At 70.2% G+C, this 14,550-nt stretch carries 14 protein-coding genes; 5 read left to right on the forward strand and 9 right to left on the reverse strand.

Going from position 1 to position 14,550, the window contains the following annotated elements; genetic code table 11:
- Window position 1: 1 nt before the first annotated feature.
- The 4 genes from ACFVX6_RS06435 to ACFVX6_RS06450 form a co-directional block, all read right to left on the reverse strand.
- The gene (locus ACFVX6_RS06435) at window positions 2-982 is read right to left on the reverse strand and encodes a hypothetical protein (RefSeq protein ID WP_389688535.1); all 981 of its coding nucleotides are present in this window, start codon (window positions 980-982) and stop codon (window positions 2-4) included.
- A 193-nt stretch (window positions 983-1,175) separates the two neighbouring features.
- On the reverse strand, window positions 1,176-1,379 hold the full coding sequence (locus ACFVX6_RS06440; RefSeq protein ID WP_031142743.1) for a cold-shock protein: 204 nt from the start codon (window positions 1,377-1,379) through the stop codon (window positions 1,176-1,178).
- A gap of 303 nt (window positions 1,380-1,682) precedes the next feature.
- Window positions 1,683-2,801 (reverse strand): fatty acid desaturase family protein, encoded by a 1,119-nt coding sequence (locus ACFVX6_RS06445; protein ID WP_389688537.1) that lies wholly within the window; start codon window positions 2,799-2,801, stop codon window positions 1,683-1,685.
- A gap of 7 nt (window positions 2,802-2,808) precedes the next feature.
- Window positions 2,809-3,864 carry a ferredoxin reductase gene (locus tag ACFVX6_RS06450; protein WP_389688539.1) on the reverse strand — a complete coding sequence of 352 codons (1,056 nt, stop codon included), beginning with the start codon at window positions 3,862-3,864 and terminating at the stop codon, window positions 2,809-2,811.
- Between the two features lie 86 nt (window positions 3,865-3,950).
- Here ACFVX6_RS06450 and ACFVX6_RS06455 point away from each other — a divergent pair, with 86 nt between their 5' ends.
- Window positions 3,951-5,090, forward strand: a complete 1,140-nt coding sequence (locus tag ACFVX6_RS06455) for a PucR family transcriptional regulator (protein WP_389688541.1) — start codon at window positions 3,951-3,953, stop codon at window positions 5,088-5,090.
- 93 nt (window positions 5,091-5,183) lie between these two features.
- On the opposite strand, the gene ACFVX6_RS06460 is transcribed toward ACFVX6_RS06455, so the two are convergent.
- Window positions 5,184-6,416, reverse strand: coding sequence for a cytochrome P450 (locus ACFVX6_RS06460; protein WP_389688543.1), 1,233 nt, complete (start codon window positions 6,414-6,416; stop codon window positions 5,184-5,186).
- Window positions 6,417-6,725: 309 nt separating this feature from the next.
- Here ACFVX6_RS06460 and ACFVX6_RS06465 point away from each other — a divergent pair, with 309 nt between their 5' ends.
- The 3 genes from ACFVX6_RS06465 to ACFVX6_RS06475 are packed head-to-tail and all read left to right on the forward strand — an operon-like array spanning window position 6,726 to window position 8,382.
- The gene (locus ACFVX6_RS06465) at window positions 6,726-7,388 is read left to right on the forward strand and encodes a nucleotidyltransferase family protein (protein WP_389688545.1); all 663 of its coding nucleotides are present in this window, start codon (window positions 6,726-6,728) and stop codon (window positions 7,386-7,388) included.
- Window positions 7,385-7,639 carry a BON domain-containing protein gene (locus ACFVX6_RS06470; protein WP_389688577.1) on the forward strand — a complete coding sequence of 85 codons (255 nt, stop codon included), beginning with the start codon at window positions 7,385-7,387 and terminating at the stop codon, window positions 7,637-7,639. The genes ACFVX6_RS06465 and ACFVX6_RS06470 overlap by 4 nt, the downstream gene beginning before the upstream one ends.
- Window positions 7,636-8,382 (forward strand): metallophosphoesterase, encoded by a 747-nt coding sequence (locus ACFVX6_RS06475; protein ID WP_389688579.1) that lies wholly within the window; start codon window positions 7,636-7,638, stop codon window positions 8,380-8,382. Before ACFVX6_RS06470 ends, ACFVX6_RS06475 begins: the two co-directional genes overlap by 4 nt.
- Window positions 8,383-8,545: 163 nt before the next feature.
- Here ACFVX6_RS06475 and ACFVX6_RS06480 read toward each other — a convergent pair whose 3' ends face one another.
- From ACFVX6_RS06480 to ACFVX6_RS06495, 4 genes are all read right to left on the reverse strand, one after another.
- Window positions 8,546-9,154 (reverse strand): endonuclease, encoded by a 609-nt coding sequence (locus ACFVX6_RS06480; protein WP_389688580.1) that lies wholly within the window; start codon window positions 9,152-9,154, stop codon window positions 8,546-8,548.
- Window positions 9,151-10,092 carry a non-homologous end-joining DNA ligase gene (gene ligD, locus ACFVX6_RS06485; RefSeq protein ID WP_389688582.1) on the reverse strand — a complete coding sequence of 314 codons (942 nt, stop codon included), beginning with the start codon at window positions 10,090-10,092 and terminating at the stop codon, window positions 9,151-9,153. The genes ACFVX6_RS06480 and ligD overlap by 4 nt, the downstream gene beginning before the upstream one ends.
- Before the next feature lie 227 nt (window positions 10,093-10,319).
- Complete coding sequence (locus tag ACFVX6_RS06490; RefSeq protein WP_389688592.1) at window positions 10,320-10,937, reverse strand: DNA polymerase ligase N-terminal domain-containing protein; 618 nt, start codon at window positions 10,935-10,937, stop codon at window positions 10,320-10,322.
- Between the two features lie 162 nt (window positions 10,938-11,099).
- Window positions 11,100-12,386 carry a glutathione-independent formaldehyde dehydrogenase gene (locus ACFVX6_RS06495; protein WP_389688594.1) on the reverse strand — a complete coding sequence of 429 codons (1,287 nt, stop codon included), beginning with the start codon at window positions 12,384-12,386 and terminating at the stop codon, window positions 11,100-11,102.
- 618 nt (window positions 12,387-13,004) lie between these two features.
- On the opposite strand from ACFVX6_RS06495, the gene ACFVX6_RS06500 reads away from it, so the two are divergent.
- On the forward strand, window positions 13,005-14,414 hold the full coding sequence (locus ACFVX6_RS06500; RefSeq protein ID WP_389688596.1) for an NADP-dependent succinic semialdehyde dehydrogenase: 1,410 nt from the start codon (window positions 13,005-13,007) through the stop codon (window positions 14,412-14,414).
- Window positions 14,415-14,550 lie beyond the last annotated feature (136 nt).

Here is a 14,550-nt window from a genome sequence, read left to right on the forward strand (position 1 = left end):
ACTATCCTTCTCTGCGGCGGTGGATGCGCAAGGCTTCGCCCGACCACCCGCGCGCCCGGGCCAATTCCAGCGAGCGTGTGACGAGTTGATCTGCCTCGTCTCGCCTGCCTGTGGTGTCACACCAGCGGGCCAGTTCCACGAGGGCGAGCAGATGGGCACCGAGGTACGCGTGCCGCCCGGTGCCTGTTTCGACGTGTGACGTCATGCTTTCGTCGGCTTTGCGCAAGGCCGCTCGCAACCAGGTCTCCGCATCGGGTCTGATGCCCGTCAGCGCCTCGAGCGTCCGCACTTCTTTCAGGGGGACGTCTACCCCTTCTGCCGCTGCCGCTGCCGCGAATGCGATTCCGGGGGCGAGGTACGCGTACACCGGTTCCCTGTGCGAGCCCGTCTGCTCGACGTGCTCGAAGTATTTCGTCGTCGCCCGCAGCGCTTCGGCAACCCGCCCGCACCGCGCGGCAGCGTACGACTGATGCGAGTACACGAAGCCGAGTTGGCGAAAGGCGCTGTGTTCCTCGGAACTCCCCCGCACCCGGTGCAGGAGGTCGGCCGCGTTCTCATACGAAGCTGCGGCGGCGACCGGGAAACCAGCGACGAGTTGGATGAAACCGAGATTGTGCCACGAACGGGCGGCCTTCATGAGGTTCGGGATCGCCATCCAGACCTCGATCGCCTGGCGGAAGTCTTCTAGCGGCGGATCTTCAGCGAAGTGGTGAAACCGCCACACGCCCATCGAGTGGCAACACTCGCCGAAGGAGTCGAGATCACCGGTGTCGCGCAGGAGTAATCGCGCCTTCTCTGCGCACTCGAGTGCCTCGGGCCCACGGCCCTGCTTCTCGACCGCCCAGGCCACGGCCAGCAGCGACTTCCCTTCGCCGGCGCGATCTCCGCCCGCTCGGCACTGCGAAGCAGTATGCGCATGGCGACGTTCGACGTTGGCGTATGTGGCGGGATCGTCCAAGCCGAGCTGGTCCGGGGTGAACAATGCAGCCCCTTTCGCGAGGACCGCATCCTATCTGTCCGGTCGCCGATCGATCCAGCCCGCATCGGCGACGTACGGCGTTGGTGACGACTTCCGTCGTGACTGTCAGGGGAGTTCACACTGCCCTGCCACCACTCGATGAGGGCCGCAGGTGCGCGGCCCTCATCGAGTGCGTGCCCATTCCCGGCGGGGTGGGTTAGGCCGGGGTGATGTTCTCGGCCTGGGGGCCCTTCTGGCCCTGGGTGACGTCGAACGTGACGACCTGGCCCTCCTGGAGCTCGCGGAAGCCCGAGGCATTGATCGCAGAGTAGTGGGCGAAGACGTCCGGGCCGCCGCCGTCCTGGGCGATGAAGCCGAAGCCCTTCTCAGCGTTGAACCACTTCACAGTTCCCGTAGCCATATCCATGCCTTCCAGTCGAAGAACGCCTCCCGCACGATGCGGAAAGACGGAGGTGATCGCCCTGGTTCCTGCGGCACAGCACAGCAAAACACCCACGCCAAAGGCGTGGGCAAAGGGAACTTCCGAACCACGACAGCTGACCCAAACGCTACACGCCCGCACACCCAGTCACCAGGGGAAACGAGCCATACTCCCAGCCTGACGTGGTCCCGGAGCCCGCCGATGTCCGGCGGGCGCCGGCCACGGTCTCAGGCCGCGGCTGCCGGGCCGACCGAACCGCAGGATCCGAACCAGTACCCGGACTCAGGCCGCGACGAGCTCCTGCTCGCGGTCCGGCGTCTTGACCTTGGGCTTCTTGTTCGGCAGCGAGAGCCGGAAGACCTTGTGCCACGCGGAGAACACCTGCTTGGGCAGCGGCCCGGTGACGTACTCCAGCTCGTACTTCTCGAACAGCGCGCGCACCTTCACCGCGACCTCGGCGTAGCGGTTGCTCGGCAGGTCCGGGAACAGGTGGTGTTCGATCTGGTGCGACAGGTTGCCGGTCATGAAGTGCATGGCCTTGCTGCCGCTGATGTTCGCCGAGCCCATCATCTGGCGCAGGTACCACTGGCCGCGCGTCTCGCCCTTGATCGAGCGGCGCTCGAAGACCTGCACGCCCTCGGGGAAGTGCCCGCACATGATCACCGAGTGGGTCCAGATGTTGCGGACCAGGTTCGCGGTGAACGTGGCGGCGAGCGTGGTGAGGAACGACGGGCCCGACAGCAGCGGGTGGATCACGTAGTCCTTGAGCACCTGCTTGCGGATCTTGCGGCCCACGGCCTTGGCCCGTGCGCGGAACTCCGGGTTGTTGCGGCGGCGCTTGTGGAGGTTCTTGCCGAGCTCCAGGTCGTACGCTGCGATGCCGTACTCGAAGAAGCAGGCGTTGAGGAAGTTCCACAGCGGCTGGCCGAGGTGGAACGGGTGCCACCTCTGGTCCTCGTCGACGCGCATGATGCCGTAGCCGAGGTCGTTGTCCTTGCCGATCACGTTGGTGTACGTGTGGTGCAGCTCGTTGTGCGAGTGCTTCCACTGCTCGGACGGCGAAACGTGATCCCACTCCCAGGTGGTGGAGTGGATCTTCGGGTCGCGCATCCAGTCCCACTGGCCGTGCAGGATGTTGTGGCCGATCTCCATGTTGTCCATGATCTTCGCCACGGACAGACCGGCGGTGCCGATCAGCCACGCGGGCGGGAAGATCGAGAACAGCAGCACGCCCCTGCTGACCAGCTCGAGCTTGCGCTGCGCCGAGATGACCTTGCGGATGTAGGCGGCGTCCTTCTCGCCTCGGTCGGCGATCACCTCGTCGCGGATCGCGTCCAGCTCGCGGCCGAGCTCCTCGATCTGCTCCGCGGTCAGGTGGGCGGTGGGGTCGATGGCGGTCAAGGTGCTCCTACCGTTCGATGTCGCAAGGGCCCGCCGCGGCGGACACGCAGGTCTGGATGAGGACGCCCGGCTCGGCCTCGGTGATCTCGCCGGTACGCAGGTCGCGGACGGCGCCCGACTTGAGCGGTGTGACGCAGCCGAAGCAGATGCCCATGCGACACCCGGAGGGCATGAGCACGTCGGCCTGCTCCCCGATGTCCAGCAACGGCGTGGCACCGTCCGCGTCGACGGTCTTGCCGGTGGCGCTGAACGTGACCTCGCCGCCGTCGCCGGCGACGACGATGCCGGGGCGGAAGCGTTCGGTGTGCAGGCGCTCTCGTACGCCGTGTTCGGTCCAGTGCTCTTCGGCGGCGTCGAGCAGGCCCGCGGGCCCGCAAGCCCAGGTCTCGCGCTCGGCCCAGTCGGGCACGAGTTCGTCGAGACGGGCGATGTCGAGCAGGCCGTCCGTGTCGGTGTGCACCTCGGTGAGCCGCAGCTTGTTGTCCGCGACCAGGTCGTGCAGTTCGCTGCGGAAGATCACGTCGTGCGGCCGTGGCGCGGAGTGGACCATGACGACATCGTCGAACTCGGTGTCGCGCAGCATTCCCATCACGGGCGTGATGCCGCTGCCGGCCGTCAGGTAGAGCACCTTGGCGGGCTTGGCCTGCGGCAGCACGAAGTCACCGGTCGGCTGGTCGAGCTGGATCAGCGTGCCCGGTTTCGCCTTGCGGACCAGGTGATTGCTGACCTTGCCGTCCGGGATCGCCTTCACGGTGATCGTGACGCGGCCGTCCTGGCGGTTCGTCGGCGAGGTGATGGAGTAGGCACGCCACAGGCGCACCCCGTCGACGTCGACCCCGATCCGCGCGTACTGACCGGCCGTGTGGCCGCGCCAGCCCCGTCCCGGCCTGATCACGATGGTCGCGGCGTCCCCCGTCTCGGGGTGCACGGCCTCGATGCGCCCACGCAGGTCGGCGCCCGCACGCAGCGGGCTGACCAGGTCGAGGTAGTCCGACGGCAGCAGCGGCGTCGTGACCATCTCCAGCAGTTTCCACGCCCTACTGCGGAGGGCTGCACTCGTCATGACTCCAGCTTGCTGCGCCTCAAGGCGTAAAGTCCTGACCGCAAGACGTAAATCTGGTCGGCTGAATTGTTCGCAGGGAACAAAACATGAGTCATGCACTCCGGAGGGCCAGCGAGCTGGCCCTGGACGAGACGACGGTCACCGCGCTGCGGGCCGCGCTGAAGAACACCGCCGACGAGGTCGTCCAGGCGATCATCGACGAGGTCCCTCCCTACGCCAACGCCCTTTCGGGCCGCATGGGCGCCACCATCCGCCGATCCGTCCGCACCGCCCTGGGGCACTACCTGGACCTCGCGAGCGGTAACGCCACAGGCGGCGACGGCGGTGACGCAGCCTACGAGCTGGGCCGCGGCGAGGTGCGCGACGGCCGTTCGATGGACGCCCTGCTCAGCGCCTACCGCGTCGGCGCCCGCGTGGCCTGGCGAGGCCTGGCAGCGGGTGCCGTACCCGCAGGTCTGCCCGCCGCCGAGGTCGCCAAGTTCGCCGAGCTGACCTTCGCCTACATCGACGAGCTCTCCGCCGCGAGCGCCGCGGGCCACGCCGACGAACTGGCCGCCCGGGGCAGGGCTCACGAGCGCCACCTGGAACACCTGGCCCGCGATCTCCTCGCCGGCGCGAGCACGGACGTGCTGCTCGCCTCTGTTCAACGGGCCGGGTGGCAGCCTCCGGTTTCGCTGACCGCGGTCCTGCTGCCCGCCGACCAGGCCCGGCCCGCCTATCGCGCGCTCGACCCGAGCACCCTCGTCCTCGATGATCTGCCGGACGACACCGGTGTGCTGCTCGTCCCCGATGCCGACCGATCACATCTCTTGCGGCAGCTGACCGGCCGCACCACCGTGGTCGGCCCGGCCCGGCCATGGACTCGCGCGTCCGCCTCGTACGCACGAGCCGTACGCGCACGCTCCCTCTCCTCTGACATTCGCGACACCGAGGACCACCTGCCCGAGCTGGTGCTGAGCGCTGACGCGGACGCGTTCGCAGACCTGCGCGCTCGAGCCCTCGCACCGTTGCGGACCTTGCCTGTCGCGACCGCACGGCGGCTGGAGGAGACGTTGCGGGCGTGGCTGCTGCACCAGGGCAGGCGGGACGAGGTGGCGGCGGCGTTGTTCGTCCATCCCCAGACGGTCCGGTACCGGATGTCGCAGCTGCGGGAGCTGTTTCCCGATCTCGCAACGCCACAGCGAGTCCTTGAACTGACGCTGGCGGTCGGTCTTCGAGTCGGCTGACGCGTACTCCAGCCTGGCCGGGAACCCGTGAGGTGCACCGCGGCGGCGGCTTTCCCCTTGCGGCAGCCCTTACGACAGCCCTTACGACAGCCCTTACGACAGCCTCAGTACGAAGCCGTCGCGGGGCGCGGTGGGCACGCGGGACAACGGGATGGTGAGGTCCTGGTCCGGGACGTCGTAGTCGAGGCGGGCGAGTTCCGCAGCGATCGTCGACAGGACGCTCACGGTGATGTCCTCGCCGGGGCAGCGGTGACCGTGAGCGGCATCGCCGCCGCCCTGCGGGATCAGGTCGGCGAGCGGATCAGCCGCGCTCCGCGGGCCGGTGAAACGGTGCGGGTCGAAGCGGTAGGGGTGTTCCCACAGGGCCGGGTCGTGGTTCTGTCCGTAGAGGTCGAGGAGGACCAGGGTGTTCTCGCGGATGGCTTCGCCCCGCCACGTCGCGCCGCGGGCGGCGAGGCCGCCGACGAAGGGTGCGAAGGGATAGAAGCGCCGCACCTCGTGCGCGAACGCTTCGGCGTGCACCCCGTGGGGATCCGAGCGCAGGAGTTCACGGTGGTGGGGCCGGCGGTGCAGCGCGTGGGCGGCGAAGACGGCGAACCAGGCGATGGCGACCGTGGGCCGGATGATGTTCAGCAGCTCGACCGCGGCGGTGTGCGGGTCCAGGAGGTCGCCGTCCAGGTCACGGTGCCAGGCCACCACCTCCAGGGCCGAACCCTTGGCACCGGCTTCCCCGGCGCTGCGGACCTGGGCGATCAGGGCGGACAGAGCCCGCTCCTGACGGGCACGGGCACGGCGGGCGCGCAGGTGCCGGGGCCCCGCGGTGGCGAAGCCGTCGACCATCGCGACGCAGTCGCGGGCCAGCTCGGTGACCTCCGCGTCGGACAGCGCGACACCGGCCCAGTCGCACACGGCCGAGGCCAGCACCCTGGCGGTCTCGTCGAAGAGCACCACACGGTCCCGTCCCCATCCGGACACCGCCTCGCTCCACCGCCGGACGAGGTTGCCGCCGAGCGTGGCGACGCCCTTGTCGTCCTTGAGGAGGGCGATGAACATCGCCTTGCGGACCCTGTGCGCCTCACCGTCCAGCGTGTGGACGGCACCCTGGCCGAACAGGGTGTCGAGCACGGGACCGGGCAGCGCGGCCGCCCTTCGGACGTGGTCTTCGTCGTAGAAGAACCGGACGGCTTCCGGCCCGCGCAGGGCGATCGCGGGCCTGCCCAGCAGGCGGGTCCGGAACGTGCCGTCCGTCGTGGTGCGCATCTTGTCGGGCAGCCAGGAGTAGCCGCGGGCCAGGAGACCGAGCGTGCTGTCGCTGAAGGGGAACATGGCACGCGCGTACCCGGTTCGCTGTCCCGCACACGCCGACCGGCCGGTGGCCACCCGGCTCCCCGGGCCCTTCGCCCCCCCGCACCGCAGCGACCCCGCTCGGCCGCCTGCTGCGAGAGGGGACGCCCGCGGACCGGCAGCGACGGGTCCTGGCGGAGGGGGGCGTGCCCGCCCTCGGGAAACTCCTGTTTGCGGTACCGGCCGTCGCCTGAGGCGGTCGGTGGCCCTCCACGGGGACGTTTCGACGGCGCCGGACGGGTTACCCGCTCTTCTGCAAGTGGGTGCGCCGATCAGATCGTGAGGCAGACCATGACCAGTACGAGCGTCCATCCCCACGAGGGAGCCTCCCCTCCGCAGTCCCCCGGCGGCGCCGCTCCGGACGACGGCCGACTGCCGAAGGACCACACGCAGGCGATCCTGGAGACCACCAAGCACGTGGCGGCCCTGCTGAAGCGCTCGGGGCAGCCCTTCGCGCTCGCCGGCAGCGTCGCCGCCTTCGCCCACGGACTGCCGGCCCGCTTCCAGCACGACACGGACTTCTGTGTGCGGCCCGAGGACGCCGACGCCGCGATCAAGGCCTTGGAGGACGGCGGCATCGCGATCCGCCACGCTCCGGAGGACTGGCTGGTCAAGGGCCGCTCGGGCGGGGAGGAGATCGACCTGATCTTCGAACTGGCCCGGCGCCCGGTGAGTGCGGAACTCCTGGAGCGGGCGAGCGTCAAAGCCGTGGACTCGGTGTGCATGCCCGTCCTGGCTCCCACCGACCTGATGGACGGCCGCCTCGCCGCGCTCTGCGAGCACTATTGCGACTTCGGCGACCTGCTGCCCATGGCCCGAATGCTCCGGGAACAGATCGACTGGGAGCGCCTCGACCAAGACCACCGGGACGACCCGCTGCCGGACGCCTTCCTGTACCTGCTCGAACGGCTCCGCGTCATCGACCGCCGGGAACGAACGGAGGGCGGGGCATGACATCCGCCGACGGCATTGAGTACCGCATCGAACACTTGCGTGACCGGCTGGCCCGCGAGGACGTCGCCGAGATCGGCGTACGGGTCGAAACCCGCGACGGCCGGGCGTTCGTCCGGGGCAGGGTCACCGACGAGGAGTCGCGCGCGGCCGTCCTGCGGATCGCCGCGGAGGAACTGGCGGGCACGGACTGGTACGCGGACCTCGACGTGAGCCACCACGGCGCGCCCGACCACCCCGAGGACCTGTCGTGATCCGGGTGGCGGCGGTGGGCGACATCCATCTCGGCCCGGACAGCGCCGGGCTGCTGCGCCCGGCCTTCGACACCCTCGGCGCATGCGCGGACATGCTGCTCCTGGCCGGCGACCTGACCCGGCACGGCACCGTACGGGAGGCCCGGGTGGTGGCCGCCGAGCTGGCCGGTCTGCCGGTGCCCGTGGTCGCGGTGCTGGGGAACCACGACTACCAGAGCGATGAGGAAGAAGCCGTCGCCCGAGAACTCACCGCAGCGGGTGTGCGCGTCCTCGAGGGCGACAGCGTGGTCATGGACGTCAACGGCACACGGGTCGGCGTCGCGGGGACCAAGGGCTTCTGCGGGGGCTTCGCCGGCCGCAGCGGCAGCGAGTTCGGCGAACCGGAGATGAAGGCCTTCATCCGCCACAGCCGCGGCTGCGCAGAAGGCCTCGCGAAGGCATTGCGCGATCTCGACGGGGACTGCGCGCTGCGCATCGCGCTCACGCACTACGCCCCCGTGCCCGACACCCTTGCCGGCGAGCCTCGGGAGATCCACCCCTTCCTCGGCAGCTACCACCTCGCGGAGGCCATCGACTCGGCCGGAGCCGACTTCGCCGTGCACGGCCACGCCCACCTCGGCACCGAGCACGGGATGACGGCAGGCGGTGTGCGCGTCCGCAACGTCGCGATGGCCGTCATCGACCGCGCCTTCGCCGTGTACCACCTTTCCCCGAAGGGGACGGAGGAAGACCCGCCGGAGTGAAGGGGGGCTACCTGCCCGACACGGCACCAGCCCGGCTGCAGCACCTCGGCGATCCCGAACACCGGTCCAGGGGGCCGGGCCCGGCGGGCTCCGTTCGTCCCCTGCCCGGAGGTGTGACCTTCATGCGGCCGCGTGGTCCCGTACGACAGGCCGGCCGGGTTGCTCAGGAGAGGCCGGCCCGGACGAGGGCGGCCGCGAAACGCGGCAGGTCCTCGGCAGCGACGAGGCGGGAGAGGCCGGCAGGTGTCTTCGGAAGCCCGAGCTCACCGGCGGCGGCGCGGGCGCGGCTGTCGAAGGCAGGGCGCAATTCGGGCCAGGTTCCTTGGGCCTCGCGGCAGAAGATGTCGGCTCCGACCGGTCCGATCCGCGGGAACTCCTGGAGGAGTTCCCGGATCCGGCCGGGGTCCCCGTCGGCGGCGTCGCGCAGGCGGCGCAGGTCTCCGCGGTAGCGGGCGAGGATCAGTTCCGCCCCCTCTCCCAGTGCGGTGGCGGTGGTCTCGTCGTAGCGGCGGTAGTGGGCGCGTCCGAGGGCGTTGACCCGGTCCTGCCAGGAGGCGGCCGCCATCGCGCGGGGTGTGCGCATTCCGGCCGCGAAGAGCTCACGGGCCGCGGCGACCGCCATGTCGGCCTTGATCCGTACCGAGCAGAGCACGCAGAGCGTCAGGAGCTGGTAGAGCGGGGCGGGCGTGTTCCGCAGCCGGATGCCGGCCTCCTCGGCGTGGGTCCGTCCGTGCTCGTCCAGGAGGTCCCGGACCGTGGTACTACGGGTCACGGCGTCTTCTCCCCGTTCGGGACCATTGCGCTCAGAAGCCGTCGGGCCTTGGTGAGCGAGCGGGGCCGGGGAGGGGCGTGCCAGGGGTTCTCGGCCAGGAGCAACTCGGCGTCGGCGAGGGTGCGGTGGCGTGCGGTGAGTCCGGGGTCGTCGAGGTCGGCCCAGGCCAACGGCGCGGCGACCGGGGCTCCGGGCAGGGCGCGTACGGCGTAGGGGGCGACCGCGGTCTGGGCGTAGGCATTGCGCTGGACGTCGAGGTAAAGGCGGCCCCGGCGATCCTTCTTCCTCGGCTCGGTGGTGAGCCGGCCGGGGTCGCGGGCCGCGAGGACGTCGGCTGCGGCGTGGGCGAAGGAGCGTACGTCGTCGAAGGGCGCCCGGCGGTCCAGGGGTATGACCACGTGCAGGCCCCGTGATCCGGTGGTCATGAGCAGGGACGGCAGCTCCAGCTCGTCCAGCAGCTCGCGGAGGCCGTGTGCGGCTTCCCGTACGACCGTAAAATCGTCTCCGGACGGGTCGAGGTCGAACACCAGCCGGTCGGGGTGGTCGGGGCGGTCGGCTCTGGAGAGGAAACGGTGCGGGGTGATGCACGCCTGGTCGGCGAGGTAGAGCAAGGTCGCGGTGTCGTCGCAGACGGCGTAGGTGACGGTGCCGCCGTGTTTGGGGAGCTGGGCTCGGTGGATCCAGTCCGGAAAGTGGTCCGGCACGTCCTTCTGCATGAAGGCGGGGCCCCGCGTCCCGTCCGGGTGCCGTTCCAGCATCAGGGGGCGTCCGCGCAGGTGGGGCAGCATCACGCCGGCGACGGTGCGGTAGTAGGCCGCGAGGTCCGCCTTGGTGATGCCGTCCCCGGGAAAGAGGACCTTGTCCGGGTGGCCGATCTCGACGGTCCGGCGGCCCGCTCGTATGCGCCTCGTCCCGGTCGATGCCTTCGTCGCCGTCATCTGGCTTTCCCTTCCGGTCGTTCGCGGACCACCTCGCGGGCGGGCTTGTCGTCGCGGAGCCCCAGGAAGCGGGGATGGCGCAGCAGCCCGGCGGTCGTCCGGGCGGACCCGGCGCGGCGAGCTGTGAGGGTGGCGAGCATCGGTGTGCCGGGCGACGGCGGTGCCGGGCTCAGTAGTCGTCGGTGCTCCTCCTTCAACCGGTCCAGGGGCGACGTCTTCACCCTGGCTCACCCGCCCGATGCCGCGGCCGCCGCGACCTGCCCGAGCGTGCGGCCGCTGCGGGCCGACCTCGCCCGCCGAGGGTCGGGCGTACCGGTGGCGGCGGCCCGCTCGTCCGCTTCTTTCACCAGGAGCCACGCCTCGCGCTCCCCGTCCCCGGTGCCGCGGATCCGGGTGAGCGCGTAGCCGCCGTGCAGCTTGCGGCCGTCGAGGCGGAACGACGCGTGCCCCCGCTCCAGAGCCTCGGCGAGAGGAATCTCGTGGCCGTCGCGGTCCGACGTGGCGTTGCGGAAGGTGCCTTCGTCCCACACGATCACCGTGCCGCCGCCGTACTCGCCCTGCGGGATCACGCCCTCGAACTCGCGGTACTCCAGCGGATGGTCCTCCGTGGGCGTGGCGAACCGCTTGTCGTGCGGGTCCCTGGAGGGCCCCTTGGGCACGGCGAAGGACTTCAGTACGCCATCGGCTTCGAGCCGGAAGTCGAAGTGCATGCTGCGCGCGTCGTGGATCTGCACGACGTACGACGGCGCACCGGCCCGACTCCCCGCAGACCTTCCCCGCGGCTCCGCCGTCTTCGCGAAGTCCCGCCGCCGGTGGTATTTCGCCAGCCTCTTGGCGTCGGCCATGGTCTCCTCCTCACGTGCTCGCGCCGTTGTCCGAGACGCCGTTCCACGAGACGTGCTCACGCCGTTGTACGAGCGACCCTGATCGGGCGACCACCCCGGTACGGCGGCTCCAGTCGCGGGGCCCGGCCCGACGCCGCTCGCGTGTGGGCGACCCCGCAACGATCAGACCCCGAGGGCCTCTTCGAGCTGGTGCTTGTTCATGTGGGAGCGGCCCTCGATTCCGCGTTCCGCAGCCCGGTGTCGCAGCTCTTGCAGCGTGGCGTGCGAGGATGCGGGGCGTCGGCCGGAGCGGTGGGTGCCGTCGGGGTGGAGGACGACCTTGGTCCAGCCCTCGTCGCGGTTGTCGAAGTGCTCGTACGCCGAGGGAGCCTCGTCCAGGTCGAGTTCGTGGGAGACGAGGAAGCTCGGGTTCGCCCGGCCGCCGGCGATCAGGTCGCGCAGGGCGCGGTTGTACCGCTTGACCGGGGCCTGGCCCGTGCCGAGCGTCTGTCCCTTGAACCAGAGCTTGCCGAAATCGATCGGGATCTTGCCCTGGGCGGCGAGCTCCCCCTGCACCTCGGCCGCTCCGGGATCCTCGGGGACGAAGACCCCGACGACTCCGAGGCTGCCGGTGAAGCGGACGGCGTCGATGAGGCCGTTCATGGTGAGGGTGGCGTCCTCCTGTCCCTGGGGATCGTGCGCCTGGTAGCCGACGCATTCGCAGCCGTTGTCCGCGCCGAGACCGAGAGTGGCTTCCTTGACGACCTCGGCCGGGTCTTGCGCGGCCGTGTTGATGGGGATGGCGCCGATCTGCTCGGCGAGCCGGAGCCGGTCGGGCTGGTGGTCGGCCACCCAGACCCGTCCGGCGCCCTTGATGAGCGCCGAGTAGGCGGCCATGAGCCCGACCGGGCCGGCGCCGTAGACGACGGTCTGGTCACCGGGCTTCACCCCGGCCATCTCGGTGGCGTGGTAGCCGGTCGGGAAGATGTCGGCCAGCATCACGTAGTCGAGCTGACGCTCGGCCGCGTCCTCGCCCAGACGCAAAGCGTTGAAGTCGCCGTACGGAACGCGCAGGAGCTCGGCCTGCCCGCCCTGGTACGGGCCCATCTCCGCGAAACCGTACGCGGCACCGGCCATGTCGGGCTTCGGCTGCATGGTGAGGCAGTAGTTCGTCAGGCCCTGCTCACACTGCTTGCAGAAGCCGCACGCGATGTTGAACGGCAACACCACCCAGTCCCCGACCTTCACCTTGCTGACGGCCGCACCCACCTCGACGACCTGGCCGAGGTTCTCGTGGCCCATGGCCCGGCCCGTCTCGAAGGAGGTCCGGCCTTCGTACATGTGGAGGTCGGACCCGCAGATGTTCGTGGTCGTGATCTTCACGAGGATGTCGCCGGGGTGCTCGATCCTCGCGTCGGGAACGTCCTTGACCTTCACCGTCCGCGGCCCTTCGTACACTGCAGCTTTCATGATCGTTCCTTGGTGTCCGGTAGTGGCTGGGCTCCCCCTGAATCGCCTACCCCACGATCCACCGCCAAACGGCCGGACCGTCGAGACGTTTGCCCGGGCTGGGTCCGGGACGTCCTTCCTCACCGTGTACCTGAACGATCACCTCACCGGCTCGGGTGCGGGCGTACGCCTCGCCCAGAGGATCTCCGCGCAGCACCACGGCAGAGACGGGGGTCCGGAGCTGGCACGGCTCGCGAAGCAGATCGAAGAGGCGCCGCCGCCGCGCAGCCCAGGTCTTCACGAGCGAACTCCCCGGGCCTGCCGCGCCCCGTACCCTCGACAGCCACCTACGACCGGCGGCCGGGCCCCGGCCGGGTTCGTGAACCGCGCGTCGTCCCGCCCTTTGCTGCGGCACGGGCCCGGCGCAGTGCGTCCGGGCCGGGAGCTCCTGAGCGGGTGATCACCAATCGGGTGAATCCGACGCCCCGGCCGACAAGCAGCGCGCGTGGTCCCTGACGTAAGGGGCAGTCGCCGATACGGTCCGGTGCGTTTCCGCCTTGCCTTGCGCGACCGGCCGGCTCTACCGGGTCAAGGCACCGATCTACCAGGTCAAGGCACCGAGGAAGAGGAGGTCCACCCATGCCCATCGCGACGGTCAACCCTGCCAGCGGCGAGACGTTGAGGACATACGACGAGCTGGGAACCGGGGAGATCGACGAACGCCTCGCGAAGGCCGCCTCCACGTTTCGCAGCTACCGCCTCACCACCTTCCCGGAGCGGGCCCGCCTGATGGAACGCGCCGCGGACCTGCTGGATCAGGACCAGGAGGCGGTGGCCCGCACGATGACGACCGAGATGGGCAAACCACTCGCGGCCGCTCGCGCGGAAGCCGCCAAATGCGCGAAGGCCATGCGCTGGTACGCGCGCAACGCCGAGGGGCTGCTCGGCGACGAACAGCCTGCCGGTTCGGACGTGGCGGACTCCGGAGCCGCGTGGGCCCGGGTCCGCTACCGCCCCCTGGGCGTGATCCTGGCGGTGATGCCGTGGAACTTCCCGCTCTGGCAGGTCATCCGCTTCGCCGCCCCCGCCCTCATGGCGGGTAACGTCGGCCTGCTCAAGCACGCCTCGAACGTGCCGCAGACCGCGCTGTACCAGGGCGACCTCTTCCGGCGCGCAGGGTTTCCCGAAGGGGTCTTCCAGACACTGCTCATTTCCTCGACCGCGGTTGAGGGCGTTCTCCGGGATCGCAGGGTCGCCGCCGCGACACTCACCGGCAGTGAGCCGGCGGGCCGCTCGGTCGCCGCGATCGCGGGCGACGAGGTGAAGAGGACCGTCCTCGAACTGGGCGGAAGCGACCCGTTCGTGGTGATGCCGTCGGCCGAGGTCGAACGGGCCGCACGGGTCGCCGTGACGGCCCGCGTCCAGAACAACGGCCAGTCCTGCATCGCGGCCAAGCGCTTCATCGTGCACACGGACGTCCACGACGAGTTCACCCGCCTCTTCACGGCCCGGATGGCCGGCCTGACCGTCGGCGACCCGATGGCCGAGTCCACCGACGTGGGCCCCCTCGCCACGGAGCAGGGACGCACCGACGTCGAGGAACTCGTGGACGACGCCGTACAGCGCGGGGCCACGGTCCTGTGCGGCGGCCGACGGCCGAGGGACCTCCGGCAGGGGTGGTTCTACGAGCCGACCGTACTCACTGGGATCACCCCCGACATGCGCATCCACCATGAGGAAGCCTTCGGCCCCGTGGCGACCGTGTACCGGGTACAGAGCCTTGACGAGGCCGTGGAAGCGGCCAACGACACACCCTTCGGCCTGAGTTCAAGCATCTGGACCAGTGACGAGGCGGAACAGGAGCGCTTCGTACGGGACGTCGAGGCCGGCGGTGTCTTCTTCAACGGAATGACCGCCTCCCACCCGGCCCTGCCCTTCGGCGGGGTCAAGCGGTCCGGCTACGGCCGCGAGCTCTCGGGCCACGGCATCCGCGAGTTCTGCAATGCCACCACCGTGTGGCACGCCGCCGAACCGGCATCGGATACGTAACGCGCCCCCTGGACACCGAACGGGCCGAACACCGGCGGGCCCGCACACCACGCCGGACGGTCGCGAGCGGTGCGGGCGGGACGCTGTCGCCCTGATCCGCCCTCACCGCCGATCGCCCCCCGACGCAGTAGCGTCG

This window comes from Streptomyces sp. NPDC058289 (assembly GCF_042880975.1).
GTDB lineage: Bacteria > Actinomycetota > Actinomycetes > Streptomycetales > Streptomycetaceae > Streptomyces > Streptomyces stoeckheimensis.

What these genes read in the sequence shown, in the direction of transcription:
- ACFVX6_RS06440 (WP_031142743.1), bottom strand. Translation starts at nt 1,379, where the DNA reads ATGGCTACGGGAACTGTGAAGTGGTTCAACGCTGAGAAGGGCTTCGGC.
- ACFVX6_RS06450 (WP_389688539.1), bottom strand. Translation starts at nt 3,864, where the DNA reads ATGACGAGTGCAGCCCTCCGCAGTAGGGCGTGGAAACTGCTGGAGATG.
- ACFVX6_RS06455 (WP_389688541.1), top strand. Translation starts at nt 3,951, where the DNA reads ATGAGTCATGCACTCCGGAGGGCCAGCGAGCTGGCCCTGGACGAGACG.
- ACFVX6_RS06460 (WP_389688543.1), bottom strand. Translation starts at nt 6,416, where the DNA reads ATGTTCCCCTTCAGCGACAGCACGCTCGGTCTCCTGGCCCGCGGCTAC.
- ACFVX6_RS06465 (WP_389688545.1), top strand. Translation starts at nt 6,726, where the DNA reads ATGACCAGTACGAGCGTCCATCCCCACGAGGGAGCCTCCCCTCCGCAG.
- ACFVX6_RS06470 (WP_389688577.1), top strand. Translation starts at nt 7,385, where the DNA reads ATGACATCCGCCGACGGCATTGAGTACCGCATCGAACACTTGCGTGAC.
- ligD (WP_389688582.1), bottom strand. Translation starts at nt 10,092, where the DNA reads ATGACGGCGACGAAGGCATCGACCGGGACGAGGCGCATACGAGCGGGC.
- ACFVX6_RS06490 (WP_389688592.1), bottom strand. Translation starts at nt 10,937, where the DNA reads ATGGCCGACGCCAAGAGGCTGGCGAAATACCACCGGCGGCGGGACTTC.
- ACFVX6_RS06495 (WP_389688594.1), bottom strand. Translation starts at nt 12,386, where the DNA reads ATGAAAGCTGCAGTGTACGAAGGGCCGCGGACGGTGAAGGTCAAGGAC.
- ACFVX6_RS06500 (WP_389688596.1), top strand. Translation starts at nt 13,005, where the DNA reads ATGCCCATCGCGACGGTCAACCCTGCCAGCGGCGAGACGTTGAGGACA.